Raw genomic sequence first — 17,989 nt, 5'->3', positions numbered from 1 at the left:
AAAACTGCGCCACAGCCTTGGCAGGCCATCGCGCAGCGATTTTGTTCAATCGGGAGTTGTAGTAAAGGAGGTTTACAATGGGGTTTTGGATTTTTATGTTGATTATGGATTTGCTTCTTCCATTTACGATGATTGGTTTTGGAAGATATTTTATGAAAAAGGCTCCAAAGGAAATAAATTCAGTATTTGGATATCGGACTTCGATGTCTATGAAGAACAAAGACACATGGGAATTTGCTCATAAATATTGTGGTAAAGTCTGGTATGTCTGTGGAATGGTTATGTTGCCGATAACAGTAATATTCATGCTTTTAGTGATTGGAAAAAATGAAGATTGTGTTGGAAGTATAGGAGGAATTATCTGTGGTGTTCAACTTATTCCTTTAATTGGGTCTATTCTCCCAACAGAAATAGCATTAAAAAAGAATTTTGATAAGAATGGAACAAGACGATAACTTCCAGTATGTAGAGAATAAGTAGTAATAAAAATCTGTAAACCCCTTACGCCACCCAAGAGCGTAAGGGGATACAGATTTTTTTTGATGGAAAGATAAGAAAGTTTATACAAAAATTGAATAATTTTTTATGGAAAATATTATTCGTTCAAACTACATTCCATACGTAATTTTGTGGTTTCAAAATTTGAATTTTTATATAGTGACTGTGCAATTTCGTTATTAGATAATACATATAAAGAGATTTTGGTATAACCTAATTGCTTAGCAGTATTTTTAGCTTCGGATAATAGGTGTTTTCCGATGCCCTTTTGCCGGTAATATTCGTCTACATATAAATAAATTAAACGACATTCATGTTTACTGATTCCTTTGATAACAATAAATCCTCTTTTTTTCTGATAATATAAACCAATTAAAATAAATCCGTTTATCTTATTAATCAGATTTTTCCAATACTTATTTGACAGAGGTTTAAATTGTTTGGGCTCGTCATCATTGTTAGTGATTGATGAGTAAAAAACTTCATTGGATTTAGATAATTTTTCGTAATTTTCTTTTATAAATTTAAGATCATGAGAAGTTGCAAATCGAATTGTTATCTCTTTTTCTTCAAAAATCTTATTTTGATCATTTATGATTAAACGAAGGGCATTCTTTTTCTTTAAATTGTATTCAGCCATATCATTTCTTGTTTCTAAGGGAAGGTTTGATAAAAATGGAAGGTTATCGTTTACGGCTGTTATATTCCTTCTTATTTCGTTCACGACATGATATTCCTTATTATACTCATTTGCAGAATCTTTATTTTCGGATGTAATTTTTTTAAGTTGTTTTCTAGTTTCTTTAACGTTTTGATAATAGTTTCTATGTTACGAAAAGTAATCAGGGAATAATTGAGGCAAGTCCACAAATCATCAGAATACTTATTAAATTCTTGCTTGAAATTTCCTTCTCTGACTAAAAAAACGATAGTGTAATCGCTAAATGGTTTACTTGGAATAGAAAAATCCGATAATCTGATTAAAGAGGCAAAAAATGATTCGTCATATCGGTGGATTTTATGCGGACGTTTTTTATCAGTAGGAGAGATTTCGTAAGGTTTTTTTTGTCATGAGTACAAAATAAAAATCCACAGGTTTTTTGATGTAATAGGAAAAGAGCCATTTGTATGAAAATTTAAATGGCGAGATGATGAAAATTTAAATCGTGGAATTACATTTTCACTGTACCATTGATTCACCGGGAGAATATGCGGAATCCAAGCATTTCAGCGTAGGACTGGTCTGCTTTTCCTTTGAGGCGGATGTGATCGCTATCGTACAGGCAGCCAATGAGCCATTTAACCTGTTCAGTGACGGCAGCAGAAATTTTCTCCTGCGGCCGCTGGTCGGGATCATCACCAAGGTAGATTCCCCACATGCCAATATTCCAATGGTCAGACAGTGGATGGAGAACATGGGCTGTGAGAGGATCTTTATGGTAAATAACAAGACAAGGGAAGGTATCAGCGAGCTGATGGATTATCTGCAGAATGATCTCCCGAAGCTTACGCTTGAACAGGCGAAATTCAAGCAGAGCATTGGACTTAACGAATGAGATCCCATGCCGGAAGGGGTGGAGTATCCGGAGTCGATACGGTAAAATAGTAATATTCACGAAAAATGAATAAAAATACAAAGTTCAAACGGAAAAAGTAGCAATTCCTCCGGAACTGTGATATACTGTGATCGTTTGGAAAATTAGTGGACTGAAATGTAAGATCCCCAGAGCATGAAGTATAAAGAGGGCAGAAACGGGGCTCGCAGATATATGGCAGAAGAGCTGTATGTCGAGAACACCAGATATCCGTATCTGACTTCACGTTCTGGGGATTTTTTATATTCTGTACGCGGATTTTCCGAATGTATGCAAAAGAAAAACAATAAAAAGGATAGGAGAGGAAAAGATGTTTGAATTATTTGAAAATCTGACCAACTGGCTCTGGGGACTGCCGCTGCTGATCACGATTCTCGCTACAGGCGTATATCTGACAGTACGTTCCGGTTTCTTCCAGTTCCGCCATTTTGGTTACATTGTGAAAAACATGTTCAGTAAAGAACGCCGTCAGGAAGGCGGAGACGACGGAAAGAGCCTGACACCGTTCCAGGCTATTTCCATTGCGATCGGCGGTACCGTTGGAGTATCCAACATGTCCGGTGTTGCAACAGCCATTGCAACAGGAGGACCTGGTGCATTATTCTGGCTCTGGATCGCGGCGCTTCTTGCTATGGTCATCAAGATGGCAGAGGTAACACTTGCTGTGTACTACAGAGAAAAACAGCCAAACGGTGAGTACCAGGGAGGCCCGACCTACTACATGCAGAAGGGTCTTGGCGGAGAGAAAAAGCTTCCCTTCTGGAAACTTTTTGCAGTACTGTTCGGCGGCTGTATTTTTATGACATGGTTCATCACCTTACAGAATTATACAGTATCAGAGGCTGTCGGAAGTACCTTCCACCTGCCGTACATCGTGCCGTCACTTCTGTATGTGGCAGCGATCTACCTGATCATCATTGGCGGTGTAAAGAAAGTCGGTGTGATCTCTTCCTATATGACACCGATCATGTGCATGATTTACATTGTAGGATCTCTTGCAATACTGGTAGTGAATTTTGACAAGCTGCCGGAAACCTTTGGACTGATCTTCAAGGGTGCATTTACAACACAGGCAGCAGTCGGCGGATTTATGGGAGCCGGTGTTGCAACAGCTATGCGCCTTGGATTTGCCCGTTCTGTATACAGCAACGAGGCAGGCTGGGGAACCTCACCTATGATCCATGCTTCCGCAAAAACAGACCATCCTGTAAAACAGGGACTGATGGGAGCATTTGAAGTATTTGCAGACACCATCGTAGTCTGCTCCATGACAGGTCTTGTTGTTATCACCACAGGCTACTGGAATTCAGGACTTCAAGGATCAGAGCTGACACTGACAGCATTTGAGTCCGGAATGGGCTCTGTTGCGAGAGCACTGATCGCGATCAGTATTTTCCTTTTCGGACTGACAACATCAACCGGATGGTTTACCTATTACAGCGTGATCCTGAAGCACTGGCTGAAAAACAATCAGAAGGTTCTGAAGATCGCAGAGAAGGTTTTTATCCTTGGAACGCCATTATGGGGTCTTCTGGTCACAGTGCTTACTCTTTACGGAAACGGAACACCGGCACAGCTGTGGGTAATTGCAGACTTTACAACCGTATTCCCTACATTTGTAAATGTTGCCACATTATTTATCTTAAGTGGTACCTTCTTTAAGCTGCTGAAGGATTATAAGGCGCGTTACATGGGAATCGGAAAAGTAGACAAGGATATGGCACTTTTCTACGAGGATAAAAAAGAAAAAGAGGAAAAATAAACAGTGGATACGATTTTTTTTAACGGATGTATAAGAACACTGGATAACAGTGAAAAAGTGGCAGAGGCTGTGGGAATCGAAAATGGCCGGATCGTTTTTGTGGGAACTGATAAAGAAGCGGAAGCTTTTTCCTGCAAAAAACGGATTGACCTTAAGGGAAGGCTGATGCTGCCCGGTTTTGTGGATACACATATGCATATGCTGCATTATGCATTTGTGGAAAGATCTGTGAAACTGTTTGACTGCACAAGTGTTGAGGAAATGCTTGCTGCAGCAAAAAAAAGACTGGAGGAGAGTAAAGGTCAGAAGCTGACCTGGCTCTACTGCAGAGGCTGGAATGAGGAGCATTTTGATAAGCCGCGCTATCCGCATAAGGATGAGCTGGATGCACTCTCAACGGAAATCCCCATCATTATGGTGCGTGTCTGCGGGCATGTGGCTGTGTGCAACAGCTGTGGTCTGGAGCTTCTGAAAAAAATCCCGGAGTTTCCGGAGATTGAGAAGGAGGTTGATCTGGATACCGGACTTCTGAAGGAGAATGCAGTACAGTTTTATTCCTCCGTATTGGAAGCACCATCCCAGGAAGAAGTGGAAGACTACATCAGATACAGTGCGAAGAAGCTGAATGAATGTGGATTTACAGGTGTACAGTCCGATGATCTTGCCTCCCTTCCGGGAAAAAACTGGCGTCGGATCATGGCCTCCTACAAGGCACTGGATGCCAGAGGAGAGCTGAGTATCCGCCATTATGAGCAGTGCCTTTTTGAGCGGGCGGAGGATGCGAAGGCTTTTATCGAGGAAGGATATCGTACCGGGCAGAGGGGAGATCACTTTACTGTTGGACCGATGAAGCTGATCCAGGATGGTTCCCTTGGTGCAAGAACAGCGGCCATGAATGAGCCTTACGAGGATTCGCCGGAAAATACCGGGATCATCACATTCAGTCAGGATGAACTTGACGATCTGTTTGCTTTTTTTGACCGGCATCAGATGCAGGCGGCGGTACACTGTATAGGCGATCGTGCCATGGATATGGTCATTGAGGCAGCTGCGAAATCTCCTTATCGGAAGGATAACAAAAAGGGCAGACATGGTATCGTGCATTGCCAGATCACCAATCCGCGTATTTTGCAGGGGATGAAAGACCAGGATCTGCTGGCATATATCCAGCCGGTATTTATCGATCTGGATATGAACACAGTGGAACCTGCCATCGGCGCACAACGTATGGATAAGGTGTATGCATGGAAGAGTATGCTGGATATGGGAATCCATACGTCCGGCGGCTCGGATGCTCCTGTGGTAAGCTTTGATGCAATGGAGAATATTTATTTTGCAGTTACCCGCAAAAATATCAGCGGTCAGCCACAGGAAGGCTGGATCCCATCTGAAAAAATATCCGTAGACGAAGCGGTGAAGCTTTTTACAAAAAACGCAGCTTACGCTTCCTATACAGAAGACGAGAACGGAACCATCGAAGTGGGAAAAAATGCGGATTTCGTAGTTCTCGAGAAGAATATCTATGAGATCGACCCGGATGAGATCAAGGCCACGAAAGTGGATATGACAGTTCTTGGCGGTGAGATCGTTTATGAGAGAGAAGTAGAAGAATAGCGGCAGTATAAAAAGAAAAAAGTGAGAGGCAGAGTCTGAGTGGAGCAGGCTCTGCTTTTTTTGATTTCAGTAAAAATATAGAACAAGATGTATACCATAACGGTGAACAAAATTCGTCGAAGAAAGCAGTAACATTGTTACATGGAAAATATTGATTGAGAAACGAGGGTAAACTGGTTATAATAAAATCAAGAAATTTATAGTATTATCAGCAGAAAATGAGGTGATGATGTATGCCAAAGATTATGCAGGATTTAATTAAACAGTATGTGGAAGCGGTCAAGAAGATTTATGGTTCCCATGTACGCCAGATAATCCTTTATGGTTCTTATGCAAGGGGGGACTTCCGCCTGGATTCTGATGTAGACATTATGATCCTGGTGGATATATCAGATCTGGAATTAAAGGCATATGCACAACAGCTCTCGTACATGACCTATGACTTTAATATGGATCATGACACGGACATAAAGCCTATTGCAAAAAGTGAAGCACATTTTAACAAGTGGATTGTGAACTATCCATTTTATTCCAATATTCATAAAGAAGGGGTAGCTTTGTATGGAGCAGCATAATCAGGAATCGGTACTAGGAGGGATCTGGTGTTATATCGTCGGGAAACAGCCCGAAATGATCTGAAATCAGCAAGAGCATTCTTGCACACACTATAAATGTGCATTATAATGATTAAGACAGTAAGTGGAAATGCTTCTAAAAACAGTTTTTAAATGATAGATTTTGTGATTGATGATGAAGGAGATTACGAAAGCAGTATGACAGGTTCTGATAGAAGACAGGAGATATTGAAGAATATAAAAGAAAGTGACAGACCGGTTTCGGGTTCGAAACTCGCGAAGGATTATGATGTGAGCCGTCAGGTTATTGTTCAGGATATTGCCCTGTTACGGGCTTCGGGGTATGATATCATATCAACAAACCGGGGATATGTGCTGGAAGGGCAGACTTGCGCCGAGAGAGTTTTTAAAGTACGTCATACAGACGAGCAGCTTGAGACGGAACTTTGTACTATTGTCGATCTTGGCGGTCAAGTGAAAAATGTTATGGTAAACCATAAAGTTTATGGGCATATTGAGGCGGAACTTGGAATTACTTCCAGAAGAAAAGTAAAAGAATTTCTGGCAGATATCGAAAGTGGCAAGTCAACACCGCTTAAGAATATTACCTCCGATTATCACTATCATACTGTGACAGCGGACAGAGAAGAAACGCTGGGGATGATAGAAGAGGAACTGAGAAAATTAGGATTTTTGGTTGAAAATTAGTTATTAAAACATTCGGAATGTCATGCTGGCTCTGAAAAAGTAAGGTTTATAATCCGACTTTTCAGAGCCGGGTGTACATGGAAAGAATGTTTTTTTTATTATGAACAAATTTTTTTTTATAGGTTACATTTCTGAAAAAGAAATAATTCCAGTGCGTATAGAATTCCGCACAAAGTATCTGTCCCGGAAGAATGCCCGATTGCCAGAAAATTTTCAGTAATTGCCGGGACATTTGCAATTCCAGGAGTAATTTGAGGGTTGCATTTAACATAAGAAGTATCTTGTGGAGATTCACAACCTGTATTTACGAGTAAATGATTCACAGCCAGGCTAAATTGTCCTTTTAATGCACAGTGGAGAAATGCAGCACTTACATCGACGGTATCATTCAGATGTTCTGCAATTGTTTTGCGAAGGCTCTTGGCAAATGTGGATTCTGTTTGCCCTGTAAGAATTAATCCGGCAAGCACACCGCACAGGAAATCATCACCGCTTGGAGTCAGCCCGATGCCAAGCCCGATCAGTCGGGCAAGTTCGATTCCGGTCTCTGTATATTCTTTATTTCTATATAGTCTGGTGCATTGTTCGATTTTTTTCTTTGCAGCAACAAGCATCATAGAAGTATCATCATTTACACGTTGGTTGAAGATCACTTCAAAGCCTCCGGTGGATATATTAGAAAGACATGTTCTGATATTGTTATGAAGCTGGTGAAGCATGGTATCTGACAGAGAGTTTGCACATTTTAATGAATGTAACAAATGTAAGTTGTGAATTGTTGCTTCTTCAAAAGAAAATCCAATTTTCCTTTTATTATCAAGAGTGTTCATATCTGTGGAAGCCTGAAGAGTGCGGTTACTTCTATAAATAGTAATGATATTCTCTTTTAAAGTAACAAAATCTCCGGCAGATATTTCAAGGCTCTCCATTTTTTCGGAAGTCAATGTTGTAATCAGACTGATTGGCGAGATGGGTGAGCCCTTTGCCTGTAAGGCTGCCAGTGTTCCACCAATAGATAAGTTGATAGTTTTTCTATATACAGAGTGGACTGTCCCGCTTGTTTCTCCCGAAAGCAGTTCATTTAAATAGTCAGATGTATCTGTAATGGAAAATAATGTCATAATTATGCACTCCTGTGTATGTTCCTTTTGCCTGTCTGGCAGATACTATCATAACAGATTTGCCGAAAAATCACAATGTACACAATATAATACACAATATAAAATGTGGTTTTTGAAATTTTAAATAAAATTGCACAAATTTTAAATGAGAAAAAAGTGGCAAAAACCGAAGAAAATGTTAATAATATAACGAAAATTATGAAAAATTTTAAAATTAACCAATAAAACTGTATTGTTTATATAAAAATACAATACATGACTGTGCATATTATACAAAAAAATGTGTCATATTTTGGAGGATAGGTCATTGTGAAAATTATCAAATTAGGATAAAATATATGTAAAAGAAACTGAAAAACGGTTGACCAATCATTTTTGATATAAATCAATAAAAATTAAAAAGTGGTTGAAATTTTCGCAAAGGAGCCTAGCCAAGACGGTGGTGTTACTTTGCGTATTTTTATATATATTGGATAAAAAAATAATACGAAATACGATAAAACTATCTAAAATAGATAAAAAAGATGGAGAAAAATGTAAGAAAATGGTGATTGTATTTTTTGGGGGAATCCAGTAATATATCGATTATAGAAAGAAATTGAGCTGGTTACGGCTGATTTGATTCAATTTTTAAGGAGGAACATGAATATGTATGATGTTTTAGTGAAGAACGGAAAACTTGTAACACCAGATCGTATCTACGAGGCAGACATTGCAATCCAGGACGGAAAGTATGCAGGATTTTTTGCAAAGGGAGCACCAGTAGATGCGAAAGAAGTGATTGATGCAAAAGGAAATTATGTATTTCCAGGTATCATCGACTGTCATGCACATCTGAATGAGCCAGGATTTGAGTATCGTGAGGATTTTGAGACAGGTTCAAGAGCAGCAGTTGTTGCAGGTTGTACAACACTGATTGATATGCCACTTAATAATGACCCATCTCTTATGAATAAAGAAATTTTTGACCTGAAGCTTGGAAAAATTAGCAAACACTCATTAGTTGATTATGCACTTTGGGGAGGAATCGTAGGAGATTATGATGACAAACCGGACTCAGTAAAGAATAACATGAATGATCTTGTAGATCTTCACAATTGTGGAGTTGCAGCATTTAAAGGATTCACATGTCCAAACGGTGATCTGTTCCCGACAGTTAACATGGGAAATGTTCGTAAAGCTCTTGAAATTTTAAAACCGTATGGAGCACTTTGTGGATTCCATTGTGAGGAATATGGACAGGTTCTTGAGAGAGAAAAAGAAGCAAAAGCAAAAGAAGGAAGAACAAATGAAGAGAAGATTCGTGACTTCCTGGATTCTCATGACGTATGGACAGAATATGTTGCTACAAAGAATGTTATTGATATGGCTAGAGCAACTGGCGGACGCGTACACATTTGCCATGTCAGCCACCCGATGGTAGCTCAGGTTGTTAAGGATGCAATCCATGAAGGACTTCCGATTACTGCTGAGACATGTCCACATTACCTTGGATTTACAGAAGATTTTGTATTTGAAAAAGGTGCACCGGCAAAATGTACACCTCCGATGCGTAAGAAAGAAGATATGGAGAAGCTGTGGGATTACGTTTTAGATGGAACACTTTCCTGTGTAGGAAGCGACCATTCTCCAGCAGCAGATGAAGAAAAAGATAATGCAACAAAAGATATCTGGCATGCATGGGGAGGACTTAACTCAATCCAGTTCTTCTTACCAATGATGTTCGATATGGTTGTTCATAAAAAAGGCTTAAGCCCGAGTCTGATTGCAAAGGTTATGGATTATAATCCGGCAAAAGTATTCGGACTCTATGGACGTAAAGGAGCATTTGAATTAGGTTTTGACGGTGATATCGTAATCGTTGATCCGGAAAAGACATGGAAATGTGAGCAGGAGAAACTGCTTACAAAAGGACATGTTTCCTGCTTCAATGGACTGGAAGGAAAAGGAACTCCAGTATGTACAATGATCAGAGGTAAAGTAGTTGCTCAGGATGGCATGTACAAAGATGAAGCAATCGGATACGGCGAATATGTAACACCGGTAAAATAAACGAATACATATAGGAACACGAATAGGAGAGAGAACATGAGTGATGTAAACAAAGAAGTGAAACAAGAAGAAACAAACTCCCTTGCGCCAATTCCTGAGAAAGATCGAATCATGGGCTGGGGATCCAACACAATGCTCTGGCTCGGTGGATGTATTTCTATCGGAACATTGGCAATGGGATCTGCACAGATGGAAGCAGGACTGAACCTGTTGCAGTTATTCCTCGCAGTAGCAATTGGATCTATGATCCTCGTTGTAGGTATCGCAATGAATGACCAGTTTAGTTACAAGACTGGTGCACCGTATGCAGTTCAGCTTAGAAGTGCATTTGGAACAAAAGGTAACAAAATTCCAAGTTTGATTCGAGGACTTCCGGCTATCGTATGGTACGGTTATCAGACATGGCTTGGAGGAGCAGCAATCAACAATATTTCAAAAGCATTATTTGGATATGATAATATCTGGTTATTCTTCATTTTATTCCAGATTATCCAGATCCTGTTATCAATCAAAGGATTCCAGGGTGCAAAATGGGTTGGAAATATCGGAGGAGTTGTTATTTCTCTGGCTATGATTTACCTCTTATTCCTTTGCATTACACAGTATGGCGATGTCGTAAGTGAGAAACTGATCAATAAGTCTGGAACATGGGGAATGCCATTTATCGCAGCAATCATTGCATTCTTTGGTAACAGTACTACAGTTATGCTGAATGCTGGTGACTATTCCCGTGAGATGAAAGGTGGATATTCTACACTGAAACGTGGAAGTTCTTACTTCTTATCTATGGTACCGGCTACAGTACTTCTTGGAGTAATCGGTGCTATGGCATCTACAGCAACTGGAAAAGCAAACCCGATCAATGCTTTTGCTGATATGGTAGACAACAAAGTCGTAATGATCGTAACGCTTGGATTTATCATCTTTGCACAGCTTACAACAAACCTTGCAAGTAACGTAATTCCACCGGCATATGCATTTATGGATGCGTTTAAGATGAAACATAAGACAGCCGTAATCTTGATTGGTATCTTGGCAGTATGTACTTGCCCATGGATACTGACAAGTGACAGCTCAGCAGCAGGACTTGCATTATTCAGTAAGATTTACACTGCATTCTTCGGACCGATCTTTGCAGTATTGATTACAGATTTCTTCATTCTTCATAAGAGAAAAATCACACCAGAGTATCTGGATGATCTCTATGATGATAATGGAAATCATGCAGGTATCAACTGGGCAGCAATTCTTGCAATTGCAATCGGAGCTGTAATCGGACTTCTGAATGTAAATATTTCATTCTTTACAGCAACAATTCCTACAGGACTTGTTTACTACTTCGGAATGAAACATATGAAGAGTTGTGAGAATTTCAGAAAAGGAACAACATTAGAAAAATAGATCTAAAAAGTCAAAGGAGACTGGACATGAAAATGCCTGGTCTCTTTTTTATTATAAATTGATTTGTGAAAAATTTGTCCTAACATTAAATTATATATATTTTTCAAACATTTCACACAACTATGTCAATAATAGATAAAAAAGAAAAAACAAAAATATAGAATTTTATACATAATGGATAAAAATAAAAATGTTTTTCCGTAAAATGTAGTTGCAATTTAAGAAAAAATTAAGTAATATTAGCTCGTACAATTAAAAAAGATTTTGAAATTGGTCAATCACTTATTTTAATGCATCTTTTTTTTAGGAGGAAAATAAATATGTATGATGTTTTAGTGAAAAACGGCAGAATTGTAACTGCAGACAGAGTTTCAGAAGGGAACATCGCAATCAGAGATGGCAAGATTGCAGCTGTGTTAAATGCAGGAGAAGAGCCAGAAGCAGCAAAGGTTATTGATGCAAAAGGAAATTATGTTTTCCCAGGTGCAATCGATACGCATGCACATCTGAACGACCCAGGATATGAGTGGCGTGAAGATTATGAGCATGGAACTGCAGCGGCAGCACTTGGTGGTTACACAACTGTCATAGATATGCCACTTCAGAATGAACCGGCAATGGTTAATGCAGAAGCATTTGATTTTAAACTGAAAAAAGTTGATCCGAATGCATACTGTGATTACTGTTTCTGGGGCGGACTGATTCCGGATAACTTTAAAGATCTGAAGGATTTGGATGAGAAAGGATGCGTAGCATTCAAATCATTTATCGGACCGGTATCACCAGACTACAGTTCATTAAATTATGGACAGGCTTATGAAGCAATGGAAATCATTAAGGAATTTGATGGACGTGCAGGATTCCATTGTGAAGATTTCTCAATGATCAAAAATCTTGAGAAGATTGAGAAAGCAAAAGATCCGAATTCATGGCAGTGTTTCCTGGATTCCAGACCGGTTGCAGCAGAGATGGTAGCAACTGTTGATATTATCGAGATTGCAAAAGCAACAGGATGTAAAGCACATATCTGTCATGTCAGCAGCCCGGATGTAGCACAGAAGATTAAAGAAGCACAGCAGGAAGGCTATGACATCACAGCAGAGACATGTTCTCACTACTTAAGTCTGACAGATCAGGATGTATTAGAGAACGGACCGTTATTCAAATGTGCACCTCCGCTTCGTTCACAGGAAGAGGTTGACAGACTGTGGTCTTATGTAGAAGATGGAACATTCAGCGGTATTGCAAGTGACCATTCACCATGTTCATATGATGAGAAATTTAATGAGATTCTTGGAAACAAGATTGAAAATGTATTTGATGTATGGGGCGGATGCAGCGGAATTCAGAGTGGTTTCCAGGTAACCTTCAATGAAGGATGCGTAAAACGTAATGTATGCCCGACAGTTCTTGCAAATGCAATGTCTGTACAGCCTGCAAAAGCATTTGGTATCTATGGAAGAAAAGGAGATATCAAACCGGGATTTGATGCTGACCTTCTGATTGTAGATCCAGAAAAAGAATGGGAGATTACAAGTGATTCCTTATTATATGTAAATAAGATTTCTGCATTTGTCGGAATGAAAGGAAAAGGACTTCCAATCATGACAATGATTCGTGGAAATGTTATTGCAGAAGACGGAAAGATTGTTGCAGAAAAAGGTGTTGGAACATTTATTGAGAAAATTAAATAATACCGAAATTAGGTAACAGATCAGGTGATCTTGCCTAATAAAGGCAAGATCACCTGATTTTTAAATTATACTTAAGAAAAAGGAGAGAGAAGATGAGTATTGTAGACAACAAAGTACTGGATCCAAAGCTCGTTGCCAATGTAGACGCGGATCTCCAACCAACAAAGAAACGTATCATGGGAAGCGTATCCTATGCAGCCAGCTTCATGGGTGGATGTGTATCTATCGGAACATTTTCCATGGGCGCAGCCCTGATTGGAACATTGACTGTAATGCAGGCGATTATTGCGATGTGTATCGGATGCCTTGTTATTGCAGTAGCACTTGCAATTATCGGTGAGTGTGGACATGAGTATGGTATTCCATTTACAGTACAGTTAAGAAGTAGTTTTGGTACAACAGGTGTAAAGATTCCAGGAGTTCTCCGTGGACTTCCAGCTATCGTATGGTTTGGTTATCAGAGTTGGGTCGGAGCAGGAGCTATCAACAGCTGTCTGAAGATTTTATTTGGATTTGATAATCTTCCAATTATCTATGCACTGTTCACAATTCTTCAGGTTGCACTTGCAATCAAAGGATTTGAAGGAATCAAATGGATGGAGAATATTTCCTGTATCTTTATCATTGGTATCCTGATTTACATGTTATATGTAGTAAACACAAAATTCTCATCAGAGATTGGAAATGTATTCTCTGGAATTAAGGGAACATGGGGCATGCCATTCTGGGCAGCAACAACTTCTTTCCTTGGAATTTATTCCACAATGATCATCAATGCATCTGACTATTCCAGAAATGCAACAGATGACATCAAACCTGTAAAAGCTACAAGCATTTACACTGTTGCTATTCTTCCTGTAACATTGTTCATGGGTCTTATCGGACTTCTTGTGACAGCAGCAACAGGAAATAGTGATCCTGTAGAAGTATTCTCTACTACAATGGGAAGCAAATTTCTTACAATCCTGACATTGCTCTTTATCGCATTTGCTCAGGTAACAACAAACGTACTGAACAATATTGTTCCACCTGCATACGTTCTGATGGAGTCTTTCAAAGTTAAATGGACACATGCAACAATTCTTGTTGGTGTGCTGTCAGCATGCGTAATGCCATGGAAACTTGTTACAGCTGACTCTGCAGCAGGGTTATCATTATTTACACAGTTCTACTCAGCATTTTTAGGACCTATCTTCGCAGTAATGGCAGTCGACTTCTTCATACTGCGTAAGAAGAAATTGGATTTGAATGATATGTATGACAAAGAAGGTTGCTTCAAAGGAGTTAACTGGGCAGCAGTTATTGCAATTATCGTAGGATCTGTCTGCTCCGTATTCGTAATGCAGTTATCATGGTATGTCAGCCTGATTCCGACAGGAGTTGTATACTACTTCCTGATGAAGACTATGAAGTCAAGCAAAGGATTCCGAAAAGGAACTATTTTTGAAGACTAACATATTGAACAAATAAAAACCCCGCAAATTGTATATCAAAGCAATTTGCGGGGGATTTTTTCTCTGAAAGAAAGCTAAAAACTACTTATTTAAACACTTCTCAATAAACGCCACTGTCTCGTCCAGCACTTTCTGTGTGAATGGATTTTCTGTGTCTCTGTCAAAGTCGTGTTCTGTTCCGGACACGATGAATCTTTTTGCGTGATATTTATTACTTAGTTCTGTGAATTCACTAAATGGTACGTCGGTGTCTCCGGTGCTGTGGGCACAGAACAGTGGGCAAGGAAGTTTATCACAGGCGCGAAGTGTATAATCCAGATAGAAAAACTTTTCGCGTCCCTCGTAAAAAAGATCTATCCATTTTCCTTGCTGTCTTGCATAGACATAGACACTGTAGTGTGTGTCAAGATCGCCATCTGCGTGAATGCCTTCTGGAATAACACAAAGAGCACTTTCTGGAACTTTCGGAAGCGTGCAGTAATGTCTGCTTGGTTCCTTGAACCAGTTGTCGCATAAAAATCCATATCCATAATAGGAAAGAATTCCGGCAGGTGCCTGTGTGTAAGTTCCTTTTGCTACTGCAATCAGGCAAAGGTAAGCGCCGGCAGAACGTCCCCACAAAAAATATGGAAGAGATCCTTCGGAAGATTTAGGGCTTTTAATTAGTTCGTCACTGTGATCGATATAATATTGAATGGAACTTTCTACATCATTCATGATAATTTCTAACTTTGCGGCAGGAGCCAGAGGATAGTCAAAAGCAATGATTGCATATCCGGCCTGAGTCAGAGTGTTCAAGTGAGGGCGTGGAAGATCTTTTCTTCTTCCATATAAAAGACCGCCTCCGTGAAAATAGATGATAGCAGCTTTTACCGGTGTGTCTGAATCAGTATACACGGTTGCTCCTTTTTTGAATTTTTCACTTGGAATCTCAAATTCTTTCTTTTCTAACATAAAAATCCTCCTTTGTATAAATTGTCAAAAAAATTGAAAATGAATTAAAATCCGGTCAAATTCCGACTATTTTATTTTTATATTTATTAAATCGATTATAGCTAAAATATATAGGCTCTTATCCAATAATTAACAGTATATCACAAAAAATGTCATTTTCAAGAGAAGTCATTAGACAAAATTTACCATAAAGTAGATAAAAAGTGGTTGAACCTTTTATCTAAAATTCCGATTGCAAATTTTAAGCTTTAATGACATAATAAGACCATAAAACATGGTAACAACAAAACCTGAATTTGATTTTGTGTTCCGCATTAAGAAAGAGAGGTATTTGGTAATGAGTTACTTAAACAATCAATTAGGATATCGTGATGCACTTTTGGACACACGTTCTATTATTAAAAAAGGAGATTACATCGTTCTTGATCCAGATGGACTTGTAAAGAATGTAGTTCCGGGATATGAGAACTGTGATGTTACAATTCTTGGCTCACCGGCTATGGGTGCAACATTTGCTGACTATCTTGTACATGTCCACGAAGGTGGAAAGAATACAGGAATCGGTGGAGAGGGAATCGAATCCTTCTTATATGTAGTTGATGGTGAACTTTCAGTAAAGAATGATGATCAGTCCGCAGAACTTACAAAAGGTGGATACATTTACTCACCAGCAAGTAACAACATTACTTTTGAAGCTAAAGGCGAGGCTACATTATATGTATACAGACGCCGTTATGAGCCAGTTGCAGGGCACAGTGCTCATACAGTAGTTGGAAATGCTAATGATCTTGAGTGGATGTCCTATGAAGGAATGGAGAACTGCTATGTACAGGATTTCCTTCCATCAGCTCATGACATCGGATTTGATATGAACATGCATATCTTGAAATTCCACATCGGAGCTTCTCATGGATATATCGAGACACATGTTCAGCAGCATGGTATGTATTTCCTGTCTGGAAAATCTATGTACAGACTTGGAGATGACTGGGTACCGCTTCAGAAAGGTGATTACTGCTTCATGGACGCTTATGTTCCACAGGCTTGCTACGCTGTAGGCGATGAGGGACGTGAGGAAGAGTTAGTTTACATCTACTCTAAAGACTGCAACAGAGACATTGCTCTGTAATATATAGTACATAGCCTGAATAATGTTCTTACACTGAAAATGATATTTAGCACATAATAAAATCGAATATAAATTATATACGATTGACATCATATGCCGGTATATACAGTAAAAAAAGCGAGCGGCATTGCTGGGAGCAATAAAGAAACTGTGTGTACCGGCGTATATGCTATATAAGAGTTTATCAATAATGTGACAAAATAGAAAAGATGAATTGAAAAAGTGTGAATTAGAAGATGCATAAATTAGAAAAATACTGCATGTAAAGAAAACACGTAGATAATTATATAGGTAACTATATGGTATATAAAGAGAGAAAATAAAGAAAAGGATGGTATGAAAGAATGAGACTTTCAAGAGAAGAGCTTAAGGGCTTAATGAAAAACAAGTTGATCCAGGCGGGACTTCGTGAGGATCACGCTGACCAGACAGCAGAAATTCTGACATGGGCACATGAGAGAGGATTTGCTTCACATGGTGCTGTTCGTGTTGAGTATTACTGTGAGAGAATCTTCAAAGGCGGAATCACACATGAGCCAAACATCACATGGAATCAGACAGGTCCTTGCTCAGGAATCATGGATGGAGACAATGGTATCGGTTACTGGGTAGCAACAAAAGCTACTGAGAAAGCTATTGAGATGGCAAAAGAGAACGGAGTTGCTATTGTAGGTATGGCTAATGTATCTCATACAGGAGCAATCGGATATTATACAGAGATGTGTGCAAAAGAAGGACTTGCAGCTATCACATTCTGCCAGTCAGATCCGATGGCAGTACCATACGGCGGAACAGAGCCTTATTATGGAACAAACCCGATTTCATTTGCTTGCCCGACAGCAGACGATCGTAATGTTGTATTTGATATGGCTACAACAGTTCAGGCTTGGGGAAAAATCCTGGACAAGAGATCACAGGGTGCTGAGATTCCTGCAGACTGGGCTGTAGATGAGGACGGAGCTCCTGTAACAGATCCACATAAAGTAAATGCTCTTGTACCGATTGCCGGTGCTAAGGGATATGGACTTATGATGATGGTAGACATCTTCTCAGGAGTACTTCTTGGAGTACCGTTTGGTAAACATGTAAGCTCCATGTATCATGACTGCTCTAAAGGACGTGAGCTTGGACAGACAATTATCGTTATCGATCCAGAGAGATTCTGCGGTGCTGAGCAGTTCAAGAAGAATATGTCTCAGACATGCGATGAGTTAAATGCTATGAGACCAGCTCCGGGATTCGACAAAGTATACTACCCAGGACAGAGAGCTCTTATGAGAAGAGACAAAACTTATGCTGAAGGTGGAATCGAAGTCGTAGATGAGCTTGTTGATTATCTCAAGAGTGACGCAATTCACTTTGACAGATACGATCACAAAAACAGATTCGCTGACTAATTCATTTATTTCGTGCAATTTCCAATGGACCAGGA

General features: G+C 39.4%; 14 protein-coding genes and 1 pseudogene. 12 read left to right on the top strand and 3 right to left on the bottom strand.

Going from position 1 to position 17,989, the window contains the following annotated elements; genetic code table 11:
- The first annotated feature begins 77 nt into the window (after window positions 1-77).
- On the top strand, window positions 78-455 hold the full coding sequence (locus tag LI149_RS12180; RefSeq protein WP_003864540.1) for an SdpI family protein: 378 nt from the start codon (window positions 78-80) through the stop codon (window positions 453-455).
- A gap of 140 nt (window positions 456-595) precedes the next feature.
- Here the strand turns inward: LI149_RS12180 and LI149_RS12175 are convergent, their stop codons facing one another.
- Window positions 596-1,222: a GNAT family N-acetyltransferase gene (locus LI149_RS12175; protein ID WP_173786429.1), complete on the bottom strand. Its 627-nt coding sequence runs from the start codon at window positions 1,220-1,222 to the stop codon at window positions 596-598.
- 463 nt (window positions 1,223-1,685) lie between these two features.
- On the opposite strand from LI149_RS12175, the pseudogene LI149_RS12170 reads away from it, so the two are divergent.
- The 5 genes and pseudogenes from LI149_RS12170 to LI149_RS12150 all read left to right on the top strand — a co-directional run.
- Window positions 1,686-2,054: pseudogene (locus LI149_RS12170) on the top strand (EutP/PduV family microcompartment system protein); the annotation flags it as partial.
- A 349-nt stretch (window positions 2,055-2,403) separates the two neighbouring features.
- On the top strand, window positions 2,404-3,855 hold the full coding sequence (locus LI149_RS12165) for a sodium:alanine symporter family protein (RefSeq protein WP_005342814.1): 1,452 nt from the start codon (window positions 2,404-2,406) through the stop codon (window positions 3,853-3,855).
- A gap of 3 nt (window positions 3,856-3,858) precedes the next feature.
- The gene (locus LI149_RS12160) at window positions 3,859-5,469 is read left to right on the top strand and encodes an amidohydrolase (RefSeq protein ID WP_005342813.1); all 1,611 of its coding nucleotides are present in this window, start codon (window positions 3,859-3,861) and stop codon (window positions 5,467-5,469) included.
- A 233-nt stretch (window positions 5,470-5,702) separates the two neighbouring features.
- On the top strand, window positions 5,703-6,044 hold the full coding sequence (locus LI149_RS12155) for a nucleotidyltransferase domain-containing protein (RefSeq protein ID WP_005342812.1): 342 nt from the start codon (window positions 5,703-5,705) through the stop codon (window positions 6,042-6,044).
- Window positions 6,045-6,242: 198 nt separating this feature from the next.
- Window positions 6,243-6,752 carry a transcription repressor NadR gene (locus LI149_RS12150; protein WP_022278354.1) on the top strand — a complete coding sequence of 170 codons (510 nt, stop codon included), beginning with the start codon at window positions 6,243-6,245 and terminating at the stop codon, window positions 6,750-6,752.
- 116 nt (window positions 6,753-6,868) lie between these two features.
- On the opposite strand, the gene LI149_RS12145 is transcribed toward LI149_RS12150, so the two are convergent.
- Window positions 6,869-7,873, bottom strand: a complete 1,005-nt coding sequence (locus LI149_RS12145) for a DUF2877 domain-containing protein (RefSeq protein ID WP_173786428.1) — start codon at window positions 7,871-7,873, stop codon at window positions 6,869-6,871.
- A gap of 648 nt (window positions 7,874-8,521) precedes the next feature.
- On the opposite strand from LI149_RS12145, the gene allB (LI149_RS12140) reads away from it, so the two are divergent.
- The 4 genes from allB (LI149_RS12140) to LI149_RS12125 all read left to right on the top strand — a co-directional run bounded on the left by allB (LI149_RS12140) (window position 8,522) and on the right by LI149_RS12125 (window position 14,474).
- On the top strand, window positions 8,522-9,925 hold the full coding sequence (allB, locus tag LI149_RS12140; RefSeq protein ID WP_040015575.1) for an allantoinase AllB: 1,404 nt from the start codon (window positions 8,522-8,524) through the stop codon (window positions 9,923-9,925).
- 36 nt (window positions 9,926-9,961) lie between these two features.
- On the top strand, window positions 9,962-11,326 hold the full coding sequence (locus LI149_RS12135; RefSeq protein WP_117980870.1) for an NCS1 family transporter: 1,365 nt from the start codon (window positions 9,962-9,964) through the stop codon (window positions 11,324-11,326).
- 320 nt (window positions 11,327-11,646) lie between these two features.
- Window positions 11,647-13,020 (top strand): allantoinase AllB, encoded by a 1,374-nt coding sequence (gene allB / locus LI149_RS12130; RefSeq protein WP_173790268.1) that lies wholly within the window; start codon window positions 11,647-11,649, stop codon window positions 13,018-13,020.
- A 92-nt stretch (window positions 13,021-13,112) separates the two neighbouring features.
- A complete protein-coding gene (locus LI149_RS12125; protein ID WP_173786426.1) occupies window positions 13,113-14,474 on the top strand; it encodes an NCS1 family transporter in 1,362 nt (453 codons plus the stop codon).
- 81 nt (window positions 14,475-14,555) lie between these two features.
- Here LI149_RS12125 and LI149_RS12120 read toward each other — a convergent pair whose 3' ends face one another.
- Window positions 14,556-15,428, bottom strand: a complete 873-nt coding sequence (locus LI149_RS12120) for an alpha/beta hydrolase (RefSeq protein ID WP_173786425.1) — start codon at window positions 15,426-15,428, stop codon at window positions 14,556-14,558.
- A 337-nt stretch (window positions 15,429-15,765) separates the two neighbouring features.
- On the opposite strand from LI149_RS12120, the gene allE reads away from it, so the two are divergent.
- Together allE and allD are read left to right on the top strand one after the other, a co-directional pair.
- Entirely contained in the window at window positions 15,766-16,557 is a 792-nt protein-coding gene (allE, locus tag LI149_RS12115; RefSeq protein ID WP_118236710.1) for a (S)-ureidoglycine aminohydrolase, read from the top strand.
- A gap of 344 nt (window positions 16,558-16,901) precedes the next feature.
- The gene (allD, locus tag LI149_RS12110; protein ID WP_173786424.1) at window positions 16,902-17,954 is read left to right on the top strand and encodes an ureidoglycolate dehydrogenase; all 1,053 of its coding nucleotides are present in this window, start codon (window positions 16,902-16,904) and stop codon (window positions 17,952-17,954) included.
- Window positions 17,955-17,989: the final 35 nt, after the last annotated feature.

Origin of the sequence: Dorea sp. 210702-DFI.3.17, from assembly GCF_020560825.1 — a bacterium.
GTDB classification, from domain to species: domain Bacteria; phylum Bacillota; class Clostridia; order Lachnospirales; family Lachnospiraceae; genus Dorea; species Dorea formicigenerans.
This window is presented reverse-complemented; position numbering and strand designations above follow the sequence as displayed.